This window comes from Microbacterium sp. P5_E9 (assembly GCF_054049175.1).
Genome location: NZ_JBFUMV010000007.1, coordinates 14,949 through 39,634, shown reverse-complemented (window position 1 = coordinate 39,634; position 24,686 = coordinate 14,949). Strand labels below are relative to the sequence as shown.

The 24,686-nt window shown below is 70.7% G+C and carries 26 protein-coding genes; 14 read left to right on the top strand and 12 right to left on the bottom strand.

Going from position 1 to position 24,686, the window contains the following annotated elements; all coding sequences use genetic code 11:
- Positions 1 to 12: 12 nt before the first annotated feature.
- Both ACXJ3V_RS11120 and ACXJ3V_RS11115 read right to left on the bottom strand, forming a co-directional pair.
- Positions 13 to 414 carry a 6-pyruvoyl trahydropterin synthase family protein gene (locus tag ACXJ3V_RS11120; RefSeq protein ID WP_457100369.1) on the bottom strand — a complete coding sequence of 134 codons (402 nt, stop codon included), beginning with the start codon at positions 412 to 414 and terminating at the stop codon, positions 13 to 15.
- Positions 411 to 1,391, bottom strand: a complete 981-nt coding sequence (locus ACXJ3V_RS11115; RefSeq protein ID WP_457100368.1) for a zinc-dependent alcohol dehydrogenase — start codon at positions 1,389 to 1,391, stop codon at positions 411 to 413. The genes ACXJ3V_RS11120 and ACXJ3V_RS11115 overlap by 4 nt, the downstream gene beginning before the upstream one ends.
- Positions 1,392 to 1,474: 83 nt before the next feature.
- Between ACXJ3V_RS11115 and ACXJ3V_RS11110 the strand changes: the two genes are divergently transcribed.
- Entirely contained in the window at positions 1,475 to 2,221 is a 747-nt protein-coding gene (locus tag ACXJ3V_RS11110) for a CDP-alcohol phosphatidyltransferase family protein (RefSeq protein WP_457100367.1), read from the top strand.
- Here the strand turns inward: ACXJ3V_RS11110 and ACXJ3V_RS11105 are convergent.
- Positions 2,209 to 2,637 carry a cupin domain-containing protein gene (locus ACXJ3V_RS11105; protein WP_457100366.1) on the bottom strand — a complete coding sequence of 143 codons (429 nt, stop codon included), beginning with the start codon at positions 2,635 to 2,637 and terminating at the stop codon, positions 2,209 to 2,211. The two genes, ACXJ3V_RS11110 and ACXJ3V_RS11105, sit on opposite strands and share 13 nt — an antisense overlap.
- 126 nt (positions 2,638 to 2,763) lie before the next feature.
- On the opposite strand from ACXJ3V_RS11105, the gene ACXJ3V_RS11100 reads away from it, so the two are divergent.
- Positions 2,764 to 3,324 (top strand): GNAT family N-acetyltransferase, encoded by a 561-nt coding sequence (locus tag ACXJ3V_RS11100; RefSeq protein WP_457100365.1) that lies wholly within the window; start codon positions 2,764 to 2,766, stop codon positions 3,322 to 3,324.
- Here ACXJ3V_RS11100 and ACXJ3V_RS11095 read toward each other — a convergent pair.
- Both ACXJ3V_RS11095 and ACXJ3V_RS11090 read right to left on the bottom strand, forming a co-directional pair.
- The gene (locus ACXJ3V_RS11095) at positions 3,299 to 4,204 is read right to left on the bottom strand and encodes an SDR family oxidoreductase (RefSeq protein WP_457100364.1); all 906 of its coding nucleotides are present in this window, start codon (positions 4,202 to 4,204) and stop codon (positions 3,299 to 3,301) included. The genes ACXJ3V_RS11100 and ACXJ3V_RS11095 overlap by 26 nt on opposite strands.
- A gap of 71 nt (positions 4,205 to 4,275) precedes the next feature.
- Positions 4,276 to 5,253, bottom strand: a complete 978-nt coding sequence (locus tag ACXJ3V_RS11090; protein WP_457100363.1) for a zinc-ribbon domain-containing protein — start codon at positions 5,251 to 5,253, stop codon at positions 4,276 to 4,278.
- A gap of 120 nt (positions 5,254 to 5,373) precedes the next feature.
- Between ACXJ3V_RS11090 and ACXJ3V_RS11085 the strand changes: the two genes are divergently transcribed.
- Positions 5,374 to 6,189, top strand: coding sequence for an LLM class flavin-dependent oxidoreductase (locus ACXJ3V_RS11085; protein ID WP_457100362.1), 816 nt, complete (start codon positions 5,374 to 5,376; stop codon positions 6,187 to 6,189).
- 200 nt (positions 6,190 to 6,389) lie between these two features.
- Here ACXJ3V_RS11085 and ACXJ3V_RS11080 read toward each other — a convergent pair whose 3' ends face one another.
- Both ACXJ3V_RS11080 and ACXJ3V_RS11075 read right to left on the bottom strand, forming a co-directional pair.
- Positions 6,390 to 7,109, bottom strand: coding sequence for a FadR/GntR family transcriptional regulator (locus tag ACXJ3V_RS11080; protein ID WP_457100361.1), 720 nt, complete (start codon positions 7,107 to 7,109; stop codon positions 6,390 to 6,392).
- A gap of 14 nt (positions 7,110 to 7,123) precedes the next feature.
- Positions 7,124 to 8,413, bottom strand: a complete 1,290-nt coding sequence (locus ACXJ3V_RS11075) for a CaiB/BaiF CoA transferase family protein (RefSeq protein ID WP_457100360.1) — start codon at positions 8,411 to 8,413, stop codon at positions 7,124 to 7,126.
- Positions 8,414 to 8,475: 62 nt separating this feature from the next.
- Here ACXJ3V_RS11075 and dgoD point away from each other — a divergent pair, with 62 nt between their 5' ends.
- The 11 genes from dgoD to ACXJ3V_RS11020 all read left to right on the top strand — a co-directional run bounded on the left by dgoD (position 8,476) and on the right by ACXJ3V_RS11020 (position 19,514).
- On the top strand, positions 8,476 to 9,621 hold the full coding sequence (dgoD, locus tag ACXJ3V_RS11070) for a galactonate dehydratase (protein ID WP_457100359.1): 1,146 nt from the start codon (positions 8,476 to 8,478) through the stop codon (positions 9,619 to 9,621).
- Between the two features lie 144 nt (positions 9,622 to 9,765).
- Positions 9,766 to 10,794: a substrate-binding domain-containing protein gene (locus tag ACXJ3V_RS11065; RefSeq protein ID WP_457100358.1), complete on the top strand. Its 1,029-nt coding sequence runs from the start codon at positions 9,766 to 9,768 to the stop codon at positions 10,792 to 10,794.
- A gap of 94 nt (positions 10,795 to 10,888) precedes the next feature.
- Complete coding sequence (locus tag ACXJ3V_RS11060; RefSeq protein WP_457100357.1) at positions 10,889 to 12,394, top strand: sugar ABC transporter ATP-binding protein; 1,506 nt, start codon at positions 10,889 to 10,891, stop codon at positions 12,392 to 12,394.
- Positions 12,395 to 12,414: 20 nt separating this feature from the next.
- Positions 12,415 to 13,452: an ABC transporter permease gene (locus ACXJ3V_RS11055; protein ID WP_457100356.1), complete on the top strand. Its 1,038-nt coding sequence runs from the start codon at positions 12,415 to 12,417 to the stop codon at positions 13,450 to 13,452.
- Between the two features lie 35 nt (positions 13,453 to 13,487).
- Entirely contained in the window at positions 13,488 to 14,282 is a 795-nt protein-coding gene (locus ACXJ3V_RS11050; RefSeq protein WP_457100355.1) for an enoyl-CoA hydratase/isomerase family protein, read from the top strand.
- A gap of 2 nt (positions 14,283 to 14,284) precedes the next feature.
- Positions 14,285 to 15,268 (top strand): MBL fold metallo-hydrolase, encoded by a 984-nt coding sequence (locus ACXJ3V_RS11045; protein ID WP_457100354.1) that lies wholly within the window; start codon positions 14,285 to 14,287, stop codon positions 15,266 to 15,268.
- Entirely contained in the window at positions 15,265 to 16,434 is a 1,170-nt protein-coding gene (locus tag ACXJ3V_RS11040; protein WP_457100353.1) for a glycoside hydrolase family 88 protein, read from the top strand. Before ACXJ3V_RS11045 ends, ACXJ3V_RS11040 begins: the two co-directional genes overlap by 4 nt.
- A complete protein-coding gene (locus tag ACXJ3V_RS11035) occupies positions 16,431 to 17,168 on the top strand; it encodes an SDR family NAD(P)-dependent oxidoreductase (protein WP_457100352.1) in 738 nt (245 codons plus the stop codon). Before ACXJ3V_RS11040 ends, ACXJ3V_RS11035 begins: the two co-directional genes overlap by 4 nt.
- A complete protein-coding gene (locus ACXJ3V_RS11030) occupies positions 17,165 to 18,076 on the top strand; it encodes a sugar kinase (RefSeq protein ID WP_457100351.1) in 912 nt (303 codons plus the stop codon). The genes ACXJ3V_RS11035 and ACXJ3V_RS11030 overlap by 4 nt, the downstream gene beginning before the upstream one ends.
- Positions 18,073 to 18,696, top strand: a complete 624-nt coding sequence (locus tag ACXJ3V_RS11025; protein WP_457100350.1) for a bifunctional 4-hydroxy-2-oxoglutarate aldolase/2-dehydro-3-deoxy-phosphogluconate aldolase — start codon at positions 18,073 to 18,075, stop codon at positions 18,694 to 18,696. Before ACXJ3V_RS11030 ends, ACXJ3V_RS11025 begins: the two co-directional genes overlap by 4 nt.
- Positions 18,696 to 19,514, top strand: coding sequence for a hypothetical protein (locus tag ACXJ3V_RS11020; RefSeq protein WP_457100349.1), 819 nt, complete (start codon positions 18,696 to 18,698; stop codon positions 19,512 to 19,514). Before ACXJ3V_RS11025 ends, ACXJ3V_RS11020 begins: the two co-directional genes overlap by 1 nt.
- Before the next feature lie 10 nt (positions 19,515 to 19,524).
- On the opposite strand, the gene murQ is transcribed toward ACXJ3V_RS11020, so the two are convergent.
- From murQ to ACXJ3V_RS10995, 5 genes are all read right to left on the bottom strand, one after another.
- On the bottom strand, positions 19,525 to 20,463 hold the full coding sequence (murQ, locus tag ACXJ3V_RS11015; protein WP_457100348.1) for an N-acetylmuramic acid 6-phosphate etherase: 939 nt from the start codon (positions 20,461 to 20,463) through the stop codon (positions 19,525 to 19,527).
- On the bottom strand, positions 20,447 to 21,337 hold the full coding sequence (locus ACXJ3V_RS11010; protein ID WP_457100464.1) for an N-acetylglucosamine kinase: 891 nt from the start codon (positions 21,335 to 21,337) through the stop codon (positions 20,447 to 20,449). Before ACXJ3V_RS11010 ends, murQ begins: the two co-directional genes overlap by 17 nt.
- A 28-nt stretch (positions 21,338 to 21,365) precedes the next feature.
- Positions 21,366 to 22,313, bottom strand: a complete 948-nt coding sequence (locus ACXJ3V_RS11005; RefSeq protein ID WP_457100347.1) for a carbohydrate ABC transporter permease — start codon at positions 22,311 to 22,313, stop codon at positions 21,366 to 21,368.
- Positions 22,310 to 23,209: a carbohydrate ABC transporter permease gene (locus ACXJ3V_RS11000; protein ID WP_457100346.1), complete on the bottom strand. Its 900-nt coding sequence runs from the start codon at positions 23,207 to 23,209 to the stop codon at positions 22,310 to 22,312. Before ACXJ3V_RS11000 ends, ACXJ3V_RS11005 begins: the two co-directional genes overlap by 4 nt.
- Before the next feature lie 135 nt (positions 23,210 to 23,344).
- The gene (locus ACXJ3V_RS10995) at positions 23,345 to 24,628 is read right to left on the bottom strand and encodes an ABC transporter substrate-binding protein (RefSeq protein WP_457100345.1); all 1,284 of its coding nucleotides are present in this window, start codon (positions 24,626 to 24,628) and stop codon (positions 23,345 to 23,347) included.
- Between the last annotated feature and the right edge of the window lie 58 nt (positions 24,629 to 24,686).

Genomic DNA, 24,686 nt, shown 5'->3' with positions numbered 1-24,686 from the left:
ATTCCGCCCCGCTCACAGCGCGACCTCGTACGTCGCCCACGCGATGTGCGATTCGTGCAGCGTCACGGCGATCCCGGTGAGGGAGGCTCCGCCGGCGCCCAGCTCCCCCGCGCGCACCGCCGCCACGAGCCGGTCGGCGATCACCCCGCACAGCCGCTCGGTCGTCGTGTTGACCCCGTGGAAGTCAGGGTCGTCGTCGAGGTTGCGATACGACAGCGGCGCCAGGATGCCGCGCAGCGCGTCGGACGCACGCCCGATGTCGACCACCACGCCGTCACCGTCGAGCGCCGCCGCCCGGAAGGTCGCGTCCACCACGAAGGTCGCCCCGTGGAGGCGCTGCGCCGGACCGAACATGTCGCCGGTGAAGCTGTGCGCGATCATGATGTGGTCGCGCACGGTGACGGAATAGGTCATTCGGCGTCCCTCCAGTCGATGGTGTGGCAGAGCCCGGGCGATGACCCGKACGCGATCGCCGCCATCACGGTCGGCAGCTCCCGCCACGACGAGGTGCGGGTCACCAGCACGTCGAACGCAGGATCGCGGAGGAGGTCGAGGGCCAGGGTGAGGCGGTCCTGGGTGGTGCGGCTGTGCCGGCGGCGCGGCGAGACCATCCCCACCTGGCTGGAGCGGATCGTCAGGCGCCGGGAGTGGAAGTCGCCGCCGAGGTTCAGCCGCACCGGCCGGTCGCCGAACCAACTCGCCTCGATGATCTCGCCCTCGGTCGCGGCCGAGCGGAGGGCGAGCTCCAGCCCTTCCTCGGAGCCGCTGGTGTCCACGACGATGTCGCGGTGGTGCGGCGCATCGTCGGGGTGGGCGTAGTCCAGGCCGAGGATCCCGCATACCGCCGCCTTCGAGCGGTCGACGTCCACGACGACGACGTCGATGCCGGGGATGTCGCGCATCAGCCGCGCGATCGCGCAGCCGATCATCCCGGCCCCGATGACGCTGACGCGATCGCCGACGAGGGGAGCGGCATCCCACAGCACGTTGATCGCCGTCTCGACGGCCCCGGCGAGCACCGCACGCCGAGCGGGTACGCCGTCGGGCACCGTCGCGATCGCCGACACCGGCACCACGAACGCGGACTGGTGGGGGAACAGGGTGAACACCGTGCGGCCGGCGAGGCCCGGCGCCCCCGCCTCGACGAGGCCGACGTTGAGGTAGCCGTATTTGACCGGGCCGGGGAAGTCGCCGGCCTGGAACGGTGCGCGCATGCGGTCGCGCTCCCCCGCCGGCACCTCGCCACGGAAGACCACCGATTCGGTGCCGCGGCTGATGCCGGTGAACAGGGTGCGGACGAGCACCTCACCGTCCTCCGGAGCGCGGACGTCCTCGGCCCGCAGGGTGCCGGTGCCCGGCGAGTCCACCCAGAAGGCCGTCGCCCGCGTCACGACCGCGCACTCCGGGATTGAACCAACGGGGGCGCGACATACGTGTCATGAGTGGTACCCATGTGGAGAGAACGGATGGCACTGTGCGAAAGGTTCAACTCGCTCCACTCTGGTCGGTCGCCGGTGGCCTGATCGGACTGGCCTTCGTCGCCTGGTTCGATGTGCTCTCGGCGGCCGGTTGGCTCGCCGGGTTCCTCTACCTTGTCGTCTCGAACGCGCTCCTGGCGAGGGGGTTGCGCCGAGGTGCCGCAGTGCGCTTCGGTCCGGCGAACGTGGCGACGTCGGTGCGATCCACGCTCGTGGGGATCATCACAGCGCTGGTCGCGACATCCTTCACCGCTCCCGTTTCCGTGCCGCTCCTGATGGGGCTGACCGTGCCTGCACTGGCGCTGGACGCGGTGGACGGCTGGATCGCGCGCCGTACGAGCACGGTGAGCGAACTGGGCGCGCGGTTCGACATGGAGGTGGACGCCTTCCTCATCCTCGTGCTGGGCGCGGTCGTCGCCCCGGACCTCGGCTGGTGGACGCTCACGCTCGGGCTCATGCGCTACGCGTACGTCGTCGCCGGCTGGGCGCTCCCCTGGCTCCGGATCACGGTGCCGCCCCGCTACTGGCGCAAGGTCGTGGCCGCCGCCACCGGCATTTCACTGGCGTTCGCGGCCTCGGGGCTCGCGCCGCAGTGGGTCGGCGCCGCCGCGGTCCTGATCTGCCTCGGGCTGCTCGTCGAATCCTTCGGGCGGGATGTGGTCTGGCAGTTCCGTCAGCGTCATGCCGCACCGATCGCGGTGGCGCTGCGCACCGAGTCCGCGGCCGGGACTTACCAGGGCTGAGCGCGGTCGTTGTCGCGCTGCGAGTCGTCCGGGAAGTGCGGCAGCTCGTAGCCCCCGGCACGGATGCACAGCCAGCGCAGCTGCTCCGGGCTGTCGGGCACGCACCGCCACGTGCGCCAGACCCCTTGCCCGACGCGCACCACCGTGCCCGGTCCGACGTCCACGACCTCGTCGTCGAGCCCCATCTGACCACGCCCGGCGAGGAACACGTACAGCTCCTCGACCCGCGCGTGCGCGTGCCAGTAGCCCGCCTCTTCGCCCGGCTCGAAGGCGTTGGCGGTCATGCCGATGAACTGCATCGTGATGTCGTGGTCGATGACCCGCCGCCCGTCGCGGGAGCTCTCCGGGCGGAAGCCACCGTAGTGCGCCCGCCAGTCGTCGAGTGCACCCATCTCCAGCACCTGATAGTCGGTCATGTCGTCACGATAGCTCCCGAGCCCCTGCGACGGCAGGGCTCAGCGTGGCCGTTGCGGACGTCGGCGACCGTGCCTAGCGTGACGTGAGACGGGATGCCGGTCGTCGGCGTCCGATCGGAGGTGCGCGTGTCCGAGTTCACGGTCGAGGCCGTCGACGCCGATCGCTGGGCCGACCTCGCCGCCCTGTTCGGGCGCGCGGGCGCCGACAACGGATGCTGGTGCCAGTACTGGCTGATCGGCGCCGAGTACCACCGCCGCGACCGCGCCGAGAACCGTCGTGACCTCGAGGCTCAGGCTCGTGCCGGAGACGCCGGGCTGCTCGCCTACCGCGACGGCCTCCCGGTCGGCTGGGCACGCCTCACCCCGCGCTCCGAGCTGTCCTGGCTCACGTCCCGCTTCTCGACGTTCGAGTTCGAGGGCGATGACGCCTGGGCGCTGCCGTGCTTCTTCATCGCGCGCAGCGCGCGCGGGGAGGGTGTGATGCAGACGCTCATCCGGGCGGGAGCCGACCACGCTCGCGCTGCGGGCATGCCGATCGAGGCCTATCCGATCGACGCCGATGTGCCTGGGGCCACCCGAAACCGCTACACCGGGGTGCTGTCGACGTTCCTCGACGAGGGCTTCACCCTCACCGGGCGGCTCGCCGCTGACCGCGCGGTCGTCAGGCGGGAAGTCGCTCCCCGGTGAGCGACTCGGCGAGCGGCCAGAGCTTCTCGGCGAGGCCAGGTTTGCGCGCGCTGCGCGGCAGGCCGACGCGGACGGACGGTCCGACAGCGCCGCCCATCTTGCTCGGGCCGTAATAGGCGCCCTGCTCGGCGGCAGGGTCCGCGGCGGCGAACAGCAGCGGCTCGGCGCCCTGGTCCGGCAGCTGGGACGGCATGATCGTGCGGCTGCTGGGTGGGAGCGGCGTCTCGCGGCCGAGGTTGCGGCCGGCCGTCTGCAGGTTGGTGTGCGTGTAGCCGGGGTGCGCGATCGTGCTCACGAGCTCCCATCCCCGGTCGTTCGCGACCGCCGCGAGCTGCAGGCCGAGGAGCAGGTCGGCGAGTTTGGACTGCCCATAGGCCTTCCACGGGCTGTACCCCTTCACGAGCTGGGGGTCGTCGAAGTGGATCCGACCGAAGTTCGCGACGAGGCTGCTCATAGTCACGACCCGCGGCGCCGCACTCTGATTCAGCAGCGGCAGCAGGCGCACGGTGAGCGCGAACGGCCCGAGGTAGTTCGTGCCGAACTGCAGCTCGAACCCGTCGGCCGTCGTCAGCCGCTTCGGCGGAGCCATCACGCCCGCGTTGTTCACGAGCACGTCCAGGCGCCCGTCGGTCAGGACCGAGTCGGCGAAGGCGCGCACGCTCGTCAGATCGGCGAGGTCCAGCGCGCGCACCTCGAGCTCGGCATCCGGATGCACGCCCAGGATGTCGCGGCGCGCCGTCTCACCCTTGCCGGTGTCGCGCACCGCCATGACGACGGAGGCACCGGCGCCGGCGAGGCGCTTGGTCGCCTCGAGGCCCAGCCCGGAGTTGGCGCCGGTGACGACGAAGCGCCGACCTGTCTGATCGGGGACGTCATACATGGGCTCTCCCAGCGTGGACGGCAGCGGTGGTGCCGCCTCGGCGAGTCTAGGTCGCTCCGGCGGCGCTTCCCTCACCGCAGGTAGGCGTCGACGAAGAGGCTGCCGCGGATGTCGCGGAACGCGTCGAGCAGTCGGTCGAGGCCTTTCCTGCCGAGGGAGGGGAGCTGCAGGTCGTGCGGGCCGAGCTTCTCGAGCTTGCCGGTGCGGATCCGCACGACCTCCCAGCCCGCCTGCCGCAGCAGCCGGTCCTTGCGCCGGTCGGCGTCCTCCCGCGGGCCGACGTGCTCGAGCCCGAAGCGTCCCGTGCTGTCGTACTCGACGGCGATCCGCAGTTCGGGCAGCAGGATGTCGGGCCACACCTCGACATGCTCGAAGAAGGGCCGGCCGACCCGCACGGCGTTGAACCGCGGGGTCACAGCGAGGCGGGCGAAGAGGTCGGCGCGCAGCCGCGCCTCGACCGCGGACGCGGGCTTCGGGGCGCAGCTGCTCGCGAACGGCTCGCCGACGGGCAGCGCCGGCGTCTTCGGACAGAGCTTTCGGACGGACTTCGGCGTGCGCGATCGGGGCGATGCTCGAGGCGGCCCCGCGGCGAGCGGCGGACTCTCGGCTGCGACGCGGAGCGGCCGCTCGTCTCGCTCAGGGCAAGGCTCGTTCGATGCCCGCACCACGCCGAGCAGCGCCCGCGACGGCTCCGCCGGGGCTTCAACCACCACAGCCTGGAGGGCGGCGGGCCGGATCCGCGGCGGATTGGCGAGCGACGAGCACTCCGGGCACCAGGCCGAGCGGCGGCGTTCGCGTCCTGGCCGGTCCCGCTGCTCGCTCGGCGTCGCCGCGAACAGGTGACCGGCCTCGCATTGCCACAGCAGCAGCACATCGGCGGCTGGCGGGATCTGGGTCAGCGTGATCCCCGCGTTGAGCTCGGGGTGGTACTGCCGGATGAGCATCGGATAGGGCGCCCACGCCTCCCGGTAGGTGCCGACGGGGTACGGAATCTGCATGCCGCGGGAGAACTGGCGACGCGCCCACCACGCCTGCACCCGCTCTGCCATGCACGGAACGGTACGCGGACCCACCTACATCGCAGCCCGTTCGCGCTACGCCTGCGGGGGTAGCGCGGATGCCTCCGCCGGGGGGATGCGCTGGTGCCGCCGGGTGAGGACGATGGACGGATGACGATCACACGACGCCCCTTCCGCTTCGGCGCCGTCGAGGCTCTGCGCGGCCCCGCGGCGGTATGGACCGAGGCCGCCCGACGCCTCGAAGGCGACGGCTACGCCACGCTCGTGACCCCCGACACACTCTGGACGCCGTCGCCGTTCCTCGCCCTCGCCGCCGTCGCGGCAGGCACGACGACGCTCAGACTCGGTACCTGGGTCATCGCGTCTCCGCTCCGGCGGCCCGCCGAGGTGGTCCGCGAGGTGAAGACGCTGCAGGAGCTCTCCGGCGGCCGGTTCGAACTCGGCATCGGGGCAGGGCGACCCGGCGGCGAGCGCGATGCGGAGGCCCTCGGCCTCGAGTGGGGTACGGCCGGCGAGCGGGTGAGCCAGGTCGAAGCGGCGCTCATCGCGGTGCGCACCGGCGTCGACCCGGTCCCCGGGATCGTGCTCGCCGGAAGTGGAGATCGGATGCTGCGGATCGCCGGCCGTCTGGCCGATACGCTTGCGCTCCCGATCGGACCCGACGCCGATCTCGCGGCCATCACCGAGCTCGCGGACCGCGCGCACGGCATCGCGGGCGATCTCGAGCTCGCCCTGCAGATCACCGGCATCGGTGACGACATCCCGGACTGGCTGCGGCATCGGCAGGGCCTCACGCCGGACGGTCTGCGGGACGCGGGCGCGGCCGCCATGCTCTCCGGCGACGTCGAGCGCGACGCCGAAGCGCTCGAGCACCTGCGGGATGTGACCGGCGTGTCCTACCTCACGGTCCCCGGCGAGCTCACTGCCCGACTCACTCCGCTGGTGGCGCGACTGTCCGGCACCTGAGCCGGCTGCACCACATCGGCGGCAGCCGGGCCGCCTCCTCGAATCCACCGACTCTGCGCCAGTCCACCGACTTCGGCGCGCAGAACTAAGTGGTCTGGCGCGAGGTGGGTGGTCTCGGCACAGGGCCCGCTCAGCGCCGGAATCGCGACCGACGCGGCCGCGGCATCCGTCGGCCAGCAGTCTGAGACGCCGGCGCGCGGCTACTCGTCGCGCATGCCGAGCGCGACCGCGGAGTCCACGGCCGAGAGCCGCATGAGCGCCAGCATGCGCTGCTCGGCGAGACCGGGATCGCGCGCGATGATCGCGTCGTACACGGCGCGATGGTCATCGAGGAAGTCCAGGCTCGTCATGTGCCCGTGCGTGAGCTTGTCGCGGGCCTGGAGCGCGGGGGCGAGCACAACCTCGAACCGTTCCAGCAGCTCATTGCCGGATGCCGCGAGCACGGCACGGTGGAAATCGACGTCGGCGATCGCATGGTCGGGCCGACCGGGGTCGTCGCTCTTGTAGGAGCGCTCGAGTTCGTCGATCGCCACCCGGAGGCGCTCGGCCTGCTCCTTCGTGTGCCGGAGGGCGGCCATGCGCGCCGCGGCGGGCTCGATGACGAGCCGCACTTCGTCGAGCTCGAGGACGAGCCGGGGGTCGGGCCGGCCGGCGGCGCGCCACGACATGACCTCGGCGTCGAGGAGCTGCCAATGCGAGCGGTCGGTGATGGACGTGCCGACCCGGGGGCGCGCGTCGATGAAGCCCTTGGCCGTCAGCACCTTGAGCGCTTCGCGCATCACCGTGCGGCTGACCTCCATCTCGTGAGCGAGGCCGTCCGGGTCGAGGAGCGTGCCCGGGGGCAGCTCGCCGCGCATGATGCGCGTGCCAAGCTCGTTGACGACCTGGCCGTGCAGGCCGCGCCCTTTGAAGGTGCTCACGACGCCGAGCCTAGTCAGGCCCGCGCGAGTGCGTCCGGCTCCGCGCCGACGGCCGTCCCGTCCTGCGCCTGCGCGCCCACTGCGGACGAGGCATCCGACACACCGATCGCACCGCTCGCGGCTGCCGCGGCGACGCGCTCGTCGGTCCAGCCCAGGTCGGCGAGGATCTGGGCGGTGTCCGCGCCGAGCTGGGGCGCTCCGCGACGGATGGCCGGCGGCGTCTCGGAGAGCGTCAGCGGCGGCCGCACCGTTCGCACGCTCGCGCCGTCGCTCCCATAGGGCTGCTCGACGATCATGCCCGTCGCGAGCACGTGCGGATCGTTCGCGACATCCTCGTAGTCGTAGACGGGGCCGGCCCAGACGTTCACCGCATCGCAGCGTGCGAGCCAGTGTGCGGTGGTCTCGCCTTCGAACGCCGGGCGGATATGCGCGTAGACCTCGTCGCGATAGGTGTGTCCGTCGTTGTAATCCGTCAGTGATCGCAGCCAGTCGTCGTCGAGCACCTCGCCCAGGGAGGACAGCGGCGCCATCGCCAGGGTGAGCCACCCGTCGCTCGTCCGGTAGACGCCGTACGGCGCCGGAATGAACGCATGAGCGGATGCTTCGACCGATCGCTCGGGCTGGCGGCCGGTGTTGAGGTAGGTCACCACCTCCTGCAGCTGGGCATCGAGCACGATGGAGAACATGTCGACCTCCACCTTCTGCCCTTGGCCGATCCGGTCGCGGGCGGTGAGCGCCGCGAGGATCCCGATCGCCGCCTGGTAGCCGGTCATGACGTCGGCCGCCCAGAGGGCTCCGGGTTCCGGGGCGTCCCCGGCGCTGCCCACCGAGAACATCGATCCGGAGTAGCCCTGCACGACGAGGTCCTGCCCCGGCCGATCCCGGTACGGTCCGGTCGAGCCGTAGCCGGAGATCGAGCAGTAGACCAGGCGCGGGTTGATTTCGCGCAGCTGCTCGTACCCGACGCCGAGCCGCTCAGCGGTGCCGTGGCGGAAGTTCTGGATGAAGACGTCGGCGCTGCGGACGAGGTCCTCGATGACCTCGCGGGACGCGGGGTCCTTCAGGTCGACGGCGAGCGACCGCTTGTTGCGATTGACCGCCATGAACGTCGTCATCTCGCCGTGCACGCGGATGTCGTCGAACCCGTGGGTGCGGTTGAACTCACCGCCCTTCGGGGACTCGATCTTGATGACATCCGCGCCGAGGTCGCCGAGCCGCGTGGCGGCGAGGGGTCCGGCGAGCATCTGCGTAGCGTCAAGGACCCGGATCCCATCCAGCGCCCCAGCGGTGTTCTCATCGACCACGTGCATCTCCTTTGATAAGTACGATAATACTATTAGACTACGAACGGACGAAAGGCAAGTCGATGACGATTGCGCGGATCGAGACGTTTCTCCTTCCGCCTCGATGGCAGTTCGTACGGATCGAGACGGCGGACGGGATCGTGGGCTGGGGCGAGCCGCTGCTGGAAGGGCACGCCGAAGTCGTGCGCTCCGCGGTGGAGTCCTTCGCCGAATTCCTGATCGGCGCCGACGAGCGCCGGATCGAGGATCTGTGGCTCACGATGACCAAGGGCGGCTTCTATCGCGGCGGGCCGGTGTTCGGCAGCGCGGTGGCCGGCATCGACCAGGCACTCTGGGACATCGCCGGCAAGCGCCTCGGCGTCCCGGTGCACGAGCTCCTCGGCGGGCACGTCCGCGATCGGGTGCGCGCGTACGCGTGGGTCGGCGGCGACGACCCCGCGGAGCTCGAGGACGGGATCCTCGCCAGGATCGGGCAGGGCTTGACCGCGGTCAAGCTCAACGCCTCCGGGAAGACGCCACCGCTGGGATCCGCCGCGGACACCGCCGCGATCGTGGCGCGGGCCGAGGCGGCGCGCACCATCCTCGGCCAGGAGCGCGATTTCGCCCTCGACTTCCACGGCCGGCTCTCGCTCGCCGCCAGCCGCCGGGTGCTTCCGCTGCTCGAGCCCTCGCACCCGCTCTTCGTGGAGGAGCCCGTGGTGCCCGAGGCATCCGCTCATCTGCACCGCGTCGTCGACGCCACGACGGTGCCGATCGCCACCGGCGAGCGCCTCTACTCGCGACAGGAGTTCCTGCCGGTGCTGCAGCAGGGCATCGCCATCGTGCAGCCCGACGTCTCCCACGCGGGCGGCGTGTCCGAGATGCGACGGATCGCCGCCCTCGCCGAGACCTTCGACGCGCACCTGGCTCCGCACTGCCCCCTCGGTCCCCTGGCGCTCGCCTCGAGCCTGCAGGTCGGCTTCGCCAGTCCGAACATGCTCATCCAGGAGCACAGCATGGGGATCCACTACAACGAGGGCGCCGACCTCCTCGACTACGTCGTCGACCCCGCGCCCTTCGACATCGTCGACGGGCACTTCCGCCGCAGCGCCGCTCCCGGCCTCGGGGTCGACGTCGACGAGGCCGCGGTGCGCGCGGCCGACCGTCGCGGTCATTCGTGGCGCTCTCCGCGCTGGCGTCACGACGACGGGTCATTCGCGGAATGGTGAGCGACTGCCAGCTCGACGCTGAATTCGTCGAGCAACCACGCGATGGCGTGCGGGGTTGATATGAGCCATATTATATGTTTATAGTATGAATGGCTCGGCGGAGCGAAGATCCGCCTGCCAGATCCCATGTCGCAAAGGAGCACCATGAAGTCACAGCACAAGGTCGCGCGGAGGACGTCGATCCTCGCGGCCACCACCATTCTCGGCCTGAGCGTCGCGCTCGCCGGCTGCGGGTCGGTCGACGACACGTCGTCCGCCGACAGCGGCTCAGATGACGGCGTGATCCGCATCGCCTACATCCAGAAGCAGGGCGACCAGCAGTACTTCATCGACCAGGCGCAAGGTGCAGCCGACATGGCGAAGGAGCTGGGCGCCGAGGTCACCGCGATCAACGTCGGCGACGACGCGAACGAGGCCATCAGCCAGCTCGACACCGTCATCGCGCAGGGCTACGACGCCGTCGCGATCGTCGTCCCCGACCAGAAGATCGGTCCGCAGGTCATCGACGCCGCCAAGAAGGCCGGAATCCCGCTCGTCGCGACCGACGACGCCATCTCGGACGCCGACGGCAACCCCGCCCCGTTCGTCGGCTTCAACGGCACGGCGATGGGCGAGAAGGTCGGCGGCGAAGCCGCCCGCCTCTTCGGGGAGACCACCTGGACCGACGCGGACACCAAGATCATCCGCGTCTCGAAGGAAGACCTCCAGACCTGTGAAGACCGCAACGAGGGTGCCCTCGATGTCTTCACCAAGGACACCGGTGTGACGCTCGACGTGGTCAAGGTCGGCACCGACGCCAGCACGATCGACGCCCAGGACAAGACTGCTGCTGTCGTCACGGCCAACCCCGGTGTGACGAACTGGGTGGTCTGGGGCTGCAACGACGAGTCCGAGACCGGTGCCGTCACCGCACTGCAGAACGCCGGCTACACCCCCGACCACATCCTCGGCGTGGGCCTCGGCGCATACCTGACGTGCAAGGACTGGAAGGCGGGCATCGAGTCCGGCAACAAGGCCGCGCTGTTCATCAGCGGCGTCGATGTCGGCAAGGCCGCCGTCCAGGTGCTCGTCGACAACGTGAAGGATGGCAAGGAGCTGCCGGCGAACACGATCGCGGACACGAAGATCGTCGGACCCGACAACTGGGAAGCCGAAGGCGTCGTCTGCACCTGATCCATCTCTGATGTGGGGCGGGCCGGTCGCGGCCCGCCCCACATCTCGCCCGAAAGCCCCACATCCCCGACACGATTCGACGAGGAGTCGTCACATGACCACGACGGTCACGGTCACCGGACTCACGAAGTCCTTCACCGGCGTCCGCGCGCTGCGCGGCATCGATGTGGAGGTCCGCGCCGGCGAAGTGCTCGCCCTGCTGGGTGAGAACGGCGCAGGCAAGTCCACGTTCCTGAAGATCCTCAGCGGCGATTACGCCCCGGATGACGGCACGATCGAGCTCAACGGCGAGGCGGTCGAATTCCATTCGGCGACCGACGCCCGCCGCCGCGGCATGCGTGTCATCGCACAGGAGCCCGAGATCCTCACCCACGTGTCGGTCGCCGAGAACATCTTCGTCGGCAGCCTGCCGCACCGCGGCCGCCTCTACTCCGCGTCGGCCGTGATCAAGGCCGCGCGCGCGGCGCTCGTCGAGTTCGGCTTCGACGAAGTCCTGGATGCCGCAGCCCTCGGCTCCACGCTCTCCCCTGCCCAGCGGCAGGTCGTGGAGATCATGCGCGGGCTCGTCGCCCGGCCGAAGGTCATCGCCTTCGACGAGCCGACCTCCTCGCTCACCGAGAACGAGGTGGCAGCGGTGTTCCGGCTCATCCGGCGCCTCCGCGCCGACGGCGTCGCGATCGTCTACGTCTCGCACCGCATGCACGAGATCTTCGAGATCGCCGATCGCGTGGCGGTGCTCCGCGACGGCGCGCTCGCCGGGGTGCGCACACTCGCCGAGACCGACGAGTCCGAACTCGTGCGACTGATGGTCGGGCGCGACCTCGGCAGCCTCTTCGCGCGCAACCGCGTGCCGGGCGGACCGGTGATGCTGCGCGTCGAGGGTCTCGAGAACGACCACGTCCACGACGCCTCGCTCACCGTGCGCGCCGGCGAGGTCGTCGCGATCGCCGGGCTCATCGGCGCCGGACGCTCTGAACTCGCTCGCACGATCATCGGAGACCTGCCCCACCGCGCCGGCACGGTCTCGGTGGACGGTCAGCCGGTGGTGCTGCGCAGCCCCGCCGACGCGATCCGCGCCGGGATCGGCCTCGCCCCCGAAGAGCGCAAGGCCCAGGCCCTGCTGATGCAGCGGACCGTCCGCGACAACGTGAGTCTCGCCATCCTCCGTCGCATCTCACGGCTGCGAGTCGTGCGACGCAGCGAGGAGCGCAAGATCGTGAACGCGCTCGTCGAGCGCATGCGGGTGCGCACTCCGAGCATCGAGACCGAGGTGCGCACCCTGTCCGGCGGCAACCAGCAGAAGGTCGTCCTCGCGCGGTGGCTCGCCCGCCGCCCGAAGGTGCTGATCCTCGATGAGCCGACCCGCGGCGTCGACGTCGGCGCCAAGGCGGAGATCTACGCCCTCATCGACGAGCTCGCACAGTCCGGCGTTGCGGTCCTCGTCATCTCCTCGGAGCTTCCGGAGGTGATCGGCCTCGCCGATCGCATCCTCGTCATGCAGGGAGGTCGCCTCGTCGGCGAACTCGACCACGCGAAGGCCACCGAGGAAGCCGTCCTCGCCCTCGCACTGCCCCAGTCCGAACCACTTCACACAGCATGACCGCAGCGAAGGAGCCCCGCGTGTCCACCACCACCCAGCCCGCGCGCGTCGAAGAACCGGCGCCCGCCACCCCCAAGCGTCCGAGCGCCTGGCGCCGGTTCATCGCCTGGATCGGGGTGCAGAATCTCAGCCTGATCATCGCGCTGATCGTTCTCGTCGCGATCATCGGCAGCCAGGACCCGAACTTCTTCCGGGTGCAGAACCTGATCGCGATCGGCACCTCGATCACGGTCTTCGGCATCCTCGCCATCGTGCAGACGCTGGTGATCCTGCTGGGCGCGCTCGACATCTCGGTCGGCAGCGTGGCGGGCCTCACCTCTGTCGTCACCGCGATGGTCTTCACCGCGACGGGGTCGTCCGGTGCCGGCATCATCGCCGCCCTCGTGGCCGGGCTCGCGTGCGGTCTGCTCAACGGCGTCATCATCATCTACGGTCGCGTCAACGCCGTCATCGCGACGCTCGCGACCCTTGCCGCGTACAAGGGGCTCGCGCAGATCCTCTCCGGCGGGCGATCCCAGGGCTACACGGGCAACGACTCGGTCTTCACCGCCCTCGCCCGCGGCACGTTCATCGGCATCCCGGTGCTGATCTGGATCTTCGCGGGCGTCGCGCTCGTCACCGGTCTGGTGCTGAAGTACACCGACATCGGCCGGAACATCTACGCCATCGGCGGCAACCCGACCGCGGCGCGCCTGTCCGGCATGAACCTCAACCGGTACATCATCGGCGTCTACCTCATCGTGGGCACGGTCGCCGGTCTCGCCGGCGTGCTGCTGACCGCACGCACCGGCAGCGGCCAGCCCGTCTCCGGCAGCGAGGGTCTCGAGCTCGAGGCCATCACGGCCGCTGCGCTCGGTGGCGCAGCGCTGACCGGCGGCAAGGGCACGATCACCGGCACGGTGCTCGCCGTCATCCTCCTCGGCGTGCTGTCCAACGGCCTCACGGTTCTCGGGGTCAATCCGTTCTGGCAGAACGTCGCCAAGGGCGCCCTCCTCGTCGTCGCCATCGTCATCCAGCAGCGTCGCAGCGGCCAGCGCGCCGTCGGCCTGCCGGCCTGATCCCCCCTCAACCCCTGAAACTCTGGAGCATCACCATGAGCGGACACACGGACGGCGCCGTGCGCCTCGAGCGCCACGGCCACGTCGGCCACCTCATCCTCGATCGCCCGGCGAAACTCAACGCCATGACCGTCGCCATGGACCACACCATGAACGACCTGGTCTTCGAGATCAACAACGATCCCGAAATCMGCTCTGTCCTGCTCTACGGCGCGGGCGACCGGGCCTTCAGCGCCGGCAGCGACATCACCGACCTCGGTGAGTACGGCGACAACTGGAGCTACCGCAACAGGTTCGACAACCGGACCGACTATGCGCGCGCGGTGTGGCTCATCCGCAAGCCGGCGGTCGCCGCCGTGCAGGGCTACTGCATCGGCGGGGGACTCGAGATGGCCAGCGCCTGCGACATCCGCATCGCGAGCCCGGACGCATCCTTCGGCGCCGGCGAGATCCGCTGGGGCTGGCACGGCGGCTCAGGACAGACCCAGCTCCTCACCCACCTCATCGGCCCGGGCCACGCCTCGCGGATACTCCTCACCGGCGACCGGATCGACGCCGAAGAGGCGCATCGGATCGGCCTCGTGCAGCAGCTGGTCCCTCACGAGCAGCTCCTCGAAACCGCCGAGCAGCTCGCCGTCACGATCTCCGAACGAGGACCGATCGCCACCCAGCGCACCAAGCACATGGTCCGCCTCGCCCAGAGCCTGCCGCTCGACACCGCCCTCATGGTCGAGAACGACTCCTTCGCGTACCTCATGATGACCGAGGATGCCGCGGAGGGCCAGGCGGCGTTCGCCGAGAAGCGCGCACCCGTCTTCAAGGGGCGCTGAGCATGGGTGCCGCACCGGCTGTCGAGGTCGCACCAGGGGTCCATCGCATCGACACGCCGCTCGGCGACCGCTTCGCGAGCCTGTACCTGCTCATCGGCGACGACGCCGCCCTGCTGTTCGACACGGGGGTGGACGGCACGATCCCTGCCCACGCGCTGCCTGCGCTTGCGCAGCTCGGCGTCAGCCCCGATGCCGTCTCGACCGTCGTGGTGTCGCACGCGGATGTCGACCACTTCGGCGGCGTGGCCGACGCCCGAGCCGCGTTCCGGAACGCCCGGATCGTCGCCGGGGCCGGCGATGTGCCGCTGATCGAGGACTACGAGCGCTACGTCGCCGAGCGCGCCCGAGGCTTCGTCGAGGTGTACGGCTGGGACGAGGATCCCGACGTGCTGGCGTGGTGTCGCTCGGTCACCCGCGAGGGCCGTCTGGACGGCGCCGCCGTCGACGGCGACGTCGTCGAACTCGGGGGCGGGCGAACCGCGGTCATCCGCGCAGTGCCCGGCCACTCCCACGGTCATCTTGCCGTCGAAGCGCCCTGGGCGGATGCCGTGCTCGTCGCCGACGCGGTGCTCGGCGCCTCGGTCAACCTCGCCGACGGCACGCCCGCGTTTCCCCCGACGTACCGCTATGTCGACGAGTACCTCGCGACGATCGCGCGCCTCTCCGCCTGGGATCACGACCTGCTGCTCACCGCGCACTACCCCCAGCTGCAGGGCGACGACGCACGAGCGTTCCTCGCACAGAGCGCCGCGTTCGTGGAGCGCCTCGACGGCCTCGTCGTCGCCGAGCTCGCGGCGGAACCGGCCGGGCTGACGCTCGCCGAGCTGCTGGCCCGCCTCAACCCGAGCGCCGGCGCCTGGCCGGCTGAAGGCACCGAAGGCGCTCTGGCCTTCCCGGTCGCCGGCCACCTCGAGCGGCTCGTCGCGCAAGGCCGGGTCACGGCGATCGGCGCCCGGGACGGTGCCGCCGTCTGGACGCTGCGATGACCGGTGTCGCCTGGGGCGTCGACTACGTCGCCGACGAGCATGCCGATGAGGCACTGCGGAACTCCCCACGATCGGGGGCGGCCGTCGCGCACGAGGACACTCCCGCCCTCGCCGAGAAGGTCGCCGACGCCCTGCTGCGCCTCCCGTTCCGCACCTGGGACTTCGGCGACTCGGTCGCCTTCGAGGCGCTGCTCTGCGCCAGCGAGAGACTCCGCCTCGACCGCTGGGAGCGTTTCGCGCACGGCTGGGGCAGGGCGTGGGCGACTCGGTCACGTCCATTCGCGCGGCTGGACTGCACCGTCCCAGGGCGTGCTCTCACCCTCCTCGCCGAGCGCCTGGATGACCGGATCCTCCTGGCCGCCCTCACCGACCTGGCCGCGTTCCTGCGGAAGCGGCCGACCTTCGCCGGGGTCTACGAGACCTGGGAGGCGTCGCCCCTTCTCGCCCCGTACGGCGACCCGCCGATGACCGAGCGCGATCGGAGCCTGCTCGCCGATCCGCCGTCCGGGGTGTTCGTCGACTGCCTGCACTTCGATCCGCCCTTCTTCGCCGCCCTCGGACGCGTCACGGCGAACGACGAGCTGATTCAGGATGCTGTCGCCCAGGCCCTCGGGTACGTCGAGCTGCTGCAGCGCGCGGATGGTCTGTTCGACCATTTCGCACTCCGCGGCGAGCCCGAGACCTTCGGGCCGGGCTGGGGCCGCGGCCAGGGCTGGGCGGCTCTCGGCCTGCTCGAGGTGATCGCAGAGCTCGACCGGCTGGGCGATGAGCGTTTCGCTGCGCGGCGCGGCGAGCTCGCGGCATCCGTCGATCGGCTCTTGACGCGGATGACGCAGCTGCAGCGGCCGGACGGTCACTGGGAGGTCGTCGTCGATCGCCCCGGCACCGGCGACGAGAACTCCACGGCCGCGTTCATGGCCTGGGCGATGTCCGAGGCCGTGCACGCGGGGATCGGCGATGCGTCGCGCCTGGCGCCTGCCGCGCATGCGGCCCGCACCGCGGTGGTGCAGTCGCTGGATGCCGACGCACAGCTGCGCGGAGTGTCCGCGGCGGTCTACGCCAGCACGGTGCCTGCGCACTATGCGGCGGTGCCGCGCGGATACGTCGTACCGTGGGGGCAGGGTCCGGCCCTGCTGGCCCTCCTGTCCGAAGGGGTTCACGCGTGAGTCGAGTCGTCCTCATCACCGGCGCGGGCCACGGGATCGGCGCCGCGACGGCGGAGGCCTTCGCGCGGGGCGGAGACGACGTCGTCGTGACGGATGTCGATGCCGACGCGGCGGCACAGACCGTCGACGCGCTCCGCGCCGCCGGGTTGACGGCGACGGCGCATCGCCTCGACGTCTCCTCCGACGCGGAGTGGGAGGCGCTGTCGACAGCGCTCCGGGCGCAAGGCCGGCCGCCGGCTGTGATCGTGAACAACGCGTTCCGCAACACCGTCGCGCCCGCCCATCTGCTCGAGGAGGCTGCGTGGGCCGGGATCCTCGACGTCACGCTGGGGAGCGTGTACCGCTCGATCCGCACCTTCCACGACACCCTCACCGAGGCCCGCGGAGCCGTCGTCAACGTCGCGAGCGTCCACGCGCTGCTGGCGTGGCCGGGGCATCCCGCCTATGCCGCAGCGAAGGGCGGCGTCGTCGCCCTGACCCGCCAGCTTTCGCTCGAGTACGCCCCGCACGTGCGGGTCAACGCGGTGCTGCCCGGGTCGATCGAGACGCGCGTCTGGGACGGCGTCGACGCCGAAGGGCATGAGGCGGCGCGGCGGAAGACCACGCTCGGGCGCTTGGGGCGCGCGGAGGAGGTGGCATCCGTCATCGTGTTCCTCGCAAGCGCGGGCGCCTCGTACGTGACCGGCGTCGCGCTGCCGGTCGACGGCGGCCTGACCACGACGGTGGCGAGATGAGCCGGCTCGTCCTGACGCTGGGCGAGGCCCTCGCGGTGTTCCTGGCCAGGGACGACGGTCCTCTCGATTCCTCGGTCGAGTTCGACCGCATCGTGTCGGGGGCCGAGGTCAACGTCGCCGTCGGACTGGTCCAGGAGGGTCACCGCGCGCGGCTCGCCGGCCGGGTGGGTGATGACGCGCTCGGTCGCGGCATCGTCCGGCAGCTGACGGACTGGGGCGTCGATGCCCGCATGACGCGCGACGAGACCCGGCCGACCGGGGTGCTCGTGCGCACCGTCGGGGGAGCGGATCGCGGCGAGGCGGTGCACCTGCGCCGGGGCGCGGCCATCGAGGGACTGACCGCGGGCGACGTCGACGCCGCCTGGTCGGACGACATCGCCGCCGTCTTCGCGACCGGCATCACCATGGTGCGATCGGCGTCCGCGGCCGCCGCCGTGGAGCACACCGTCGCACGTGCCCGCGCGACCGGGGCGCTCGTCGTGGTCGACCCCAACCTTCGCCCCGCGCTGGCAGATCGCGCCGCCTTCGCAACGGCCCTCGCTCCGCTGCGCGGCCGCATCGACATCGCCGTCGGCGACCCGGAGGAGCTCGCCGTGCTGGCGGGTACCGACACTGCCGATGCGGTGGCGGCCCTGCTGGATGCCGGGTGCCGGCTCGTCGTCACCAAGCTCGGTGCGGCCGGCGCGACCGCCGTCGACAACCTCGGAAACGCCTACCAAACGGTCTCTCTGGTCGGTCCGGCTGAGGTCGTGGACACCATCGGAGCGGGCGACGCCTTCACCGCGGGGCTGATCGCCTCGATCCTCGACGGTCAGTCCCCCGATGCCGCGCTCGCTCGCGGCTCGCGCCGCGCCGCCACCGTCGTCCGCACCCGCGGCGACATCCCGACCACGGAGGGCGTGCGATGAACGCACTGCAGATCATCGGCGCTCAGGGCGTCGTCGCGATCGTGCGATCGGCGACTCCCGAGGAGGCCGCGACCGCTGTCGCGACGCTCCTGGACGCCGGGCTGCGCGCGGTCGAGGTGTCGCTCGTCACCCCCGGGGCGCTCGACGTCGTCCGCGACGCGGCAGCGCATGCGCCGCAGGATGCCGTCATCGGCGTCGGCACGGTGCTGACTGTGGCGCAGGCCAAGGCGTCGGCGGATGCCGGAGCCCGCTTCATCGTCTCGCCGGCGTTCGACCGGGGCGTCGTCGCGGAGGCCGCCGCCCTCGGGATGCTCGTCCTGCCCGGAGTCGCGACACCGACCGAGGCGGTGGATGCCGCAGCCGCCGGTGCGCCGGCGGTCAAGCTCTTCCCGGCCAGCCTGTGGCGGCCGGACGTCCTGCGCGAGGTGCGCACCGCGCTCCCGTGGCTGCAGGTGGTGCCGACCGGGGGCGTGTCGCTGACCAGCGCACCGGAGTGGATCCGCGCCGGCGCCCTGGCCGTCGGGGTGGGCTCGACCCTCACCCGTGCCGAGAACCCCGGCGTCACCGTCCGCGCCCTGCTGGACGCCATCGCCGCGGCGCGGGCCGCCGGAACCTCCTGATGCGGGTCGCCGGCGCCGGTCTCGCGGCGACCATCGATCCGCGGCGCGGGGCGAAGATCACCTCACTGATCGACGTGGCGGGCACGGAGTGGCTCTCGCAGGGGGCAGCGGATGCCTCGACCGGGCCGGGGCTGCCCTTCGTCGAGGCCGAGATGCGGGGCTGGGACGAATGCGCCCCCACGATCAACGCGTGCGTCGTGGACGGGCGCGCCCTCCCCGATCACGGCGACCTGTGGGACATCGAGTTCGAGGCGGAGGGCGACCGCGTGAGCGCTACGGGTCCCTCCGTGCCCTACCGGTTCGAACGGCGCATCTCCGCCACGGCGACCGGGCTGCGGCTCGACTACTCGGCCGAGGCGCTCGAGTCCGCCCTCCCGTTCCTCTGGGCCGCGCATCCGCAGTTCGCGGCGCCGCCGGAAACGCGCGTCGAGCTGCCTTCGTCCGTCGAGGAGGTCGTGGATGTGATGGACGCCGCAACGCCCCGCCAGCCGTGGACGCCGGCCCTCGCGAGCATCGACACCGTGCCGGAGGGCGGATGCCGCAAGGTCTATGTCGCGCCGGAGACCCGAGTGGAGCGGGCCCGCCTGGTGCGCCCGGACGGGTCGACCCTCGACATCCGCTGGTCGCCGGAGTGCCCGTACCTCGGAATCTGGTTCGACGCCGGGGCCTACAGTGCAGTGCCCGTGATCGCACTGGAGCCGGCGACCGCGTACTACGACTCGCTGGAGCTGGCGGTGCGGCTCCAGCGTGCACCCGTGCTCGAGCCCGGCGTGCCGCTGACCTGGTGGGTCGAGCTGGAGGCGCACCCCGCCGGTTGAGGCCGCGGTGTCAGCCGCGCGCCCGCCGGAGCGCTTCTCGCAGGCTCGTGGCCTCGGCGAGGAGGGCCGCGGCCTCCTCCGCCGACCGGCCGGCCTCGAGCATCAGGATCGCGGTCTTCGCCGACCCGCCCGCGTCTTCCAGCGTCCCGGCCGCGCGCTCAGGCGTGGCCCCGGTGACCTGCTCGACCACGCGCCGGGCGCGATCGCGCAGCTTCTCGTTCGATGCCTGCACGTCGACCATGAGGTTGCCGTAGGTCTTGCCCAGCCGCACCATGACGATCGTTGAAATCATGTTCAGCACGAGCTTCTGCGCCGTCCCCGACCGCAGCCGAGTCGAGCCGGCGATGAACTCCGGGCCGATGACGGTCTCGATCGCATGGTCGGCGACCTGGCCGATCCGCGAGCCGGGGTTGCACGCCAGCGCGACGGTGAGCGCACCCTCCGCACGTGCGAATTCGAGCGCGCCCACCACATACGGCGTCCGCCCGGAGGCGGAGATGCCGACCACGGAGTCGGCACTCGTCAGGCCGAGCTCGGCGAGATCGACCGCACCGGCGGCCGCGTCATCCTCCGCCCCATCGATCTCGTCCCGGATCGCCGCGTCGCCGCCTGCGGTGATCGCGACCACCAGCCCCGGCGCCGTGTTGAACGTCGGTGCGCACTCGCTCGCGTCGACGATCCCGAGCCGTCCCGGCGTACCCGCCCCCACGTAGACGAGTCGGCCGCCCGCGCGCATGCGGTCGGCTATCGCGTCGATCGCGGCCGAGATCTCCGGGAGCGCCGCAGCCACCGCAGCAGGGACATCGTGGTCCAGCCCGTTCATGAGGGCCGCGATCTGGTCGGTGGGCAGCGTGTCCAGGTCGATCAGCTCGGGGCGTCCCGATTCCGTGGTCAGGCCGGCGAGCTCGCTCGCGAGGGCGTGGTCGTCAAAGTCAGCTGGTGGAGTCACGGAGGACGTTCCTTTCGTGGAGAAGATCGAGCCGCTGGGCGAGCAGCACCGCGCCGTCGAGCGCCGACCCGGCCGGCCGCCGAGGCGCGAGCCCCAGCGCGGTGAGGCGAGCGACGAGCAGGGCGAGGAAGGACGGATGCTGCGCCAGCCCGCCGACGACGCTCACCGCGCCGCCGGCCGGCGCCACGGACGCGGCAGTGCGCGCGAGGCGGCGCACGGCCCGGTCGACGATTCGCCCGGCCACTCGGTCGCCCTCGAAGGCGCGGGTAAGGACGACGGGCGCGAAGCCCGCCAGCGAACGGGCGACATCCGTGCCCGACGCCACCGCGCGAGGAAGATTCACCAGGTCGGACGCGATACCGCGCGCGTCGTCCTCGAGCAGGGTGCTCGGGCCACGACCGTCGGCGCTGCGCACTGCGGCGATGAGCCCCGTCTGCCCGAGCCAGCGGCCGCTGCCCTCATCGCCGAGCCAGGGGCCCCACCCGTCGGAGCGGGTCCAGGAGCCGTCCGGGTCCACGCGGCCCGCCACCGCTCCGGTGCCCGCGACGAGGATCGTGCCGGCTCCGCCGGCGAACGCGCCGATGTGCGCGGTGACCACATCGCTCGTGATCGCGGCATCCCAGCCCCATCGCTCGCGCACGAGCGCGGCCAGGCGCCGGATGCCGGCGTCGTCGCCGTCGGCACCTGCCGCCCCGATTCCCAGCACGCCCACCCCGGCGAGCCGGCCGGGATCGGCATCCGCCAGCACCTTCGTGATGGCCTCGAACGCGCGCTCACTGCCGAGGTGGGAGCCGAAGCCGGGCGCGCCCGGGCCGGACAGCTCGCTCTGCGAGCCGCCGGCGACGATGCGCACCCGGCAGGTGGTCTTGCCCAGGTCGACCGCGACGACTCCGGCCGGATCGTTAACTCTTCACCGACCCGGCGAGCACACCGCGCACCAGCAGCCTCGATGACGCGATGAAGACGATCAGGATCGGGATCGCGACGATCAAACCGGCGAGCGCGATCTCGGGTTGACGGATGGGCAGGATGCTGGCGCCGATGCCGGGGTTCAGCGCCGGCGTCGCGCTGAACAGCACCCCGAGCCCCACCGGAAGTGTCAGCAGCTCGCCGGAGTTCACCATGACATAGGGGAGGAAGTAGTTCACCCACGTCGCCGTGAAGCTGAAGAACGCGAGCATGCCGAGCAGCCCCTTCGACAGCGGGAGCGCCACGCGCCAGAAGGTGCCGAACTCCCCCGATCCATCGATGCGCGCGGCCTCGTACAGCTCCTTGGGAATCGAGGTCGAGAAGTAGATGTACGCGAGGAAGACGCCGAACGGATAGAACGAGCTCGTCAGGATGATCGCCCACGGCGTGTTGTAGATCCGGAGCGCGTTGACCTCGATGAACAGCGGCAGCACGAGCGCGACCGGCGGCACGATCATCGCGACGAGGGTCGTGATCAGCAGGGACCGGCGGAATGGGATCGGGGTGGCGGCCAGGGCGTAGCCCGCGAGGATCGCCGTCGCGCACGAGAACAGGACGATCAGCGCGGTGTACCAGACCGAGTTCCAGACCCAGGTCAAGAGTCGGCCGTCCTGGAACAGCATGAGGTTGTTCCAGGCGATGGCGTACTGCTCGAAGGATCCGAACGCGAACGGCGACATCGAGGTCAGCTGGTCGGCGCTCTTGGAGGGAGCGAGGATCAGCCAGATCATCGGAACCACGCTGAACACGGCGAACGCGATGAGCAGGAGCCACGTGATGATCCGCCCAGGCAGTCCACGGACGTTCACCGCCGGCGAGCGTCGCCTGGCCACGGGGTCGCCGCCGGTCTTGGGCGTGACGATGGTGCGGGTGATGGTCATATCGCGCTCCCCACCTGCACGGCGGCACGCCGTTCAGCTCGGTTCGGTCTCTTGGTCGCGGTTCGGCCTTCGTCGAAGAAGTCGGTGCGGAAGATCGCGACGAGCGCCGCGATGATGCACACGACCAGCAGCATGAGCGACAGCGCGGCGGATGCCCCGAGGTTCGCGGATTGGAAGGCGAAGGAGTAGCTCAGCTGGTTGAGCGACCAGTTGTCGGCGAGTCCGGGATAGACCGTGGAAGAGATCAGGTACGGCTCGACGAAGATCTGGAGTCCGGCCGCGAAGGTCAGGATCGCCATGTAGATGAGGTAGCGCCGGATGAGCGGCAGCTTGATCTGCACGCCGATCTGGAAGGCGTTCGCCCCGTCGATGCGCGCGGCCTCGAGGATCTCGTCCGGGATCGACTGCAGCGACCCGTACTGCACGATGATCCAGTTGCCCGCACCGGTGAAGAACGCCATCAGCACGAAGATCCAGACCAGGTTGCCGGTGTTCCAGATCTGGCTGCCCGAGGTGATCCCGAGCGCGGCCAGCAGGTCGGAGTAGGGGCTGTAGGTCGGCTCGAGCATGAAGTACCAGACGAGGATCGCGACCGCGCCGGAGATCGAGGCGGGCACGATGTACGCGGCGCGCAGCGAGACTGTCCACTTCGAGCGGATCGCGTCGAGCAGCAGCGACATCGCGGCGACGGCGAAGACCATGAGCGGAACGTAGATCACCAGGAACGTGGCGACGTTCGTCAGCGCCGGCAGGAACCGGAAGTCCTGGATCACGAGGAGGTAGTTCAGGAAGCCGCCGGCCGGGTTGGCGAGCGATGGCTTGAGTGCGGTGAAGAACGCCATCACCACCGGGACGATGCCGAAGGCGATGAGCAGGACGAGATACGGGGCGAACATGAGGGCCCCCGCCAGGGCACCTCTCCGTTGTATGCGCGAACGCGCCATTGCGTTACCGAGCCTTTCTACGTTGCCCATGCAGGGCCGGCACCTTGCGGCGCCGGCCCTGCAGGGGCGGATACGGTGACCAGCGTGTTACTGGACGACCTTGTAGCCGGCACCGGGTGCGAGCTGGATGAGCGACTCCTGGAACTTGCGCACGGCATCGGCGAGCGGCGTACCGGCGTTGATCTCCGTCTGCAGCACCGAGCCGATCTGGCCCTGGATGTCGTACCGGACCGCGTTCTCGCCCGGGTTGATCAGCGTGGCCTGCTGCACCATCGCGGGGATCGGGTCTTCGGCGTAGTACTCGTCACCGCTGACGCGGCCCGACCATGCCTTGAACGCCGGCTCCGAGCCCGGGAACGTGACCGAGTCGGTCATCATCGTGGGGTCGGTCGCGAGGAAGGTGACCGCCTCGGCCGCTGCCTCCGGGAACTTCGAGTGCGAGGACGCCATCCAGACGCCGCCGCCCCATTCGCCCGAGTACGCCTTGTCGTTGCCGTCCCACTTGGGCATCGGCGCCGCGGCGACGTGACCCGCGGGGATCGCCCACGAGCTCTCGGGACGGAGGACGAACTCACCGAACCAGGACGGACCGAAGGTCATGGCGACCTTGCCCTTCTGCGCCACGTCGGCGAGGAAGCCGGCGTCGAATGACGAGCGGATGTCGAGGACTCCCGCATCGACGAGCGGCTGCACCAGCTCGGACACCCGCGTGCACTCCTCCGCATCGGGATCGATGCGCACCGTGGTGCTGTCCTCCGTGGAAGTCATCGGGCAGCCACTCGGCCAGAGGTACGAGGCGTAGTAGTTCGCGTCGCCGATGGCGCCGGCGACGTACCCGGTGCCCTTGAGCTTCATCGCCTCGGTGGCGAACTCCTCCATCGTCGTGGGCACGGTGAGTCCGAGCTCCTCGAACACGGGCTTGTCGTACCAGAGCACGGTCTGCGCCAGGTCGTTCTTCAGGCAGTAGTAGCTGCCGTCGATGAGGCACCAGTCGTTGGCGCCGTTGTAGTCGTCGAAGACGGACTTGTCGACGGTCTTGGAGAGGTTGGCCGCGTAGCCGTTGTTCGGCTCGGCGAGGATGGCCACATCGTTGGGCGCCCCGGCGAACACCACGTCGGGCCAGCCGCTTCCGGTCGTGTTGAACAGGGCGATCTTGGTGAGGAGCTCCGCGGTGTCGAACACCTCGACGGTGACATCGACGTCACCCTTCACCGATTCCTGGTAGGCCTTGCCGGCGGGCTCGCGGACGGAGTCCACCCAGACCAGGAGCTTGGGGGTTTCGCCGGCGGCGGGGGCGTCATCGCCGGCCGCGCATCCGGTCAGACCGATGGCCGCGATGAGCGCCATCGAGATTGCAAGTCGTTTCTTCATGTCGTTCCATTCATGCTGGGCTGTGGACGACGAAGGTCGAGCGCCTTCGTCGTTGAAG

Excerpts from the sequence above, each read along its gene's own strand:
- ACXJ3V_RS11120 (WP_457100369.1), bottom strand. The coding sequence starts at position 414 with ATGACCTATTCCGTCACCGTGCGCGACCACATCATGATCGCGCACAGC.
- ACXJ3V_RS11105 (WP_457100366.1), bottom strand. The coding sequence starts at position 2,637 with ATGACCGACTATCAGGTGCTGGAGATGGGTGCACTCGACGACTGGCGG.
- ACXJ3V_RS11095 (WP_457100364.1), bottom strand. The coding sequence starts at position 4,204 with ATGTATGACGTCCCCGATCAGACAGGTCGGCGCTTCGTCGTCACCGGC.
- ACXJ3V_RS11090 (WP_457100363.1), bottom strand. The coding sequence starts at position 5,253 with ATGGCAGAGCGGGTGCAGGCGTGGTGGGCGCGTCGCCAGTTCTCCCGC.
- ACXJ3V_RS11085 (WP_457100362.1), top strand. The coding sequence starts at position 5,374 with ATGACGATCACACGACGCCCCTTCCGCTTCGGCGCCGTCGAGGCTCTG.
- dgoD (WP_457100359.1), top strand. The coding sequence starts at position 8,476 with ATGACGATTGCGCGGATCGAGACGTTTCTCCTTCCGCCTCGATGGCAG.
- ACXJ3V_RS11065 (WP_457100358.1), top strand. The coding sequence starts at position 9,766 with ATGAAGTCACAGCACAAGGTCGCGCGGAGGACGTCGATCCTCGCGGCC.
- ACXJ3V_RS11060 (WP_457100357.1), top strand. The coding sequence starts at position 10,889 with ATGACCACGACGGTCACGGTCACCGGACTCACGAAGTCCTTCACCGGC.
- ACXJ3V_RS11045 (WP_457100354.1), top strand. The coding sequence starts at position 14,285 with ATGGGTGCCGCACCGGCTGTCGAGGTCGCACCAGGGGTCCATCGCATC.
- ACXJ3V_RS11040 (WP_457100353.1), top strand. The coding sequence starts at position 15,265 with ATGACCGGTGTCGCCTGGGGCGTCGACTACGTCGCCGACGAGCATGCC.
- ACXJ3V_RS11030 (WP_457100351.1), top strand. The coding sequence starts at position 17,165 with ATGAGCCGGCTCGTCCTGACGCTGGGCGAGGCCCTCGCGGTGTTCCTG.
- ACXJ3V_RS11025 (WP_457100350.1), top strand. The coding sequence starts at position 18,073 with ATGAACGCACTGCAGATCATCGGCGCTCAGGGCGTCGTCGCGATCGTG.
- ACXJ3V_RS11020 (WP_457100349.1), top strand. The coding sequence starts at position 18,696 with ATGCGGGTCGCCGGCGCCGGTCTCGCGGCGACCATCGATCCGCGGCGC.
- ACXJ3V_RS11005 (WP_457100347.1), bottom strand. The coding sequence starts at position 22,313 with ATGACCATCACCCGCACCATCGTCACGCCCAAGACCGGCGGCGACCCC.
- ACXJ3V_RS11000 (WP_457100346.1), bottom strand. The coding sequence starts at position 23,209 with ATGTTCGCCCCGTATCTCGTCCTGCTCATCGCCTTCGGCATCGTCCCG.
- ACXJ3V_RS10995 (WP_457100345.1), bottom strand. The coding sequence starts at position 24,628 with ATGAAGAAACGACTTGCAATCTCGATGGCGCTCATCGCGGCCATCGGT.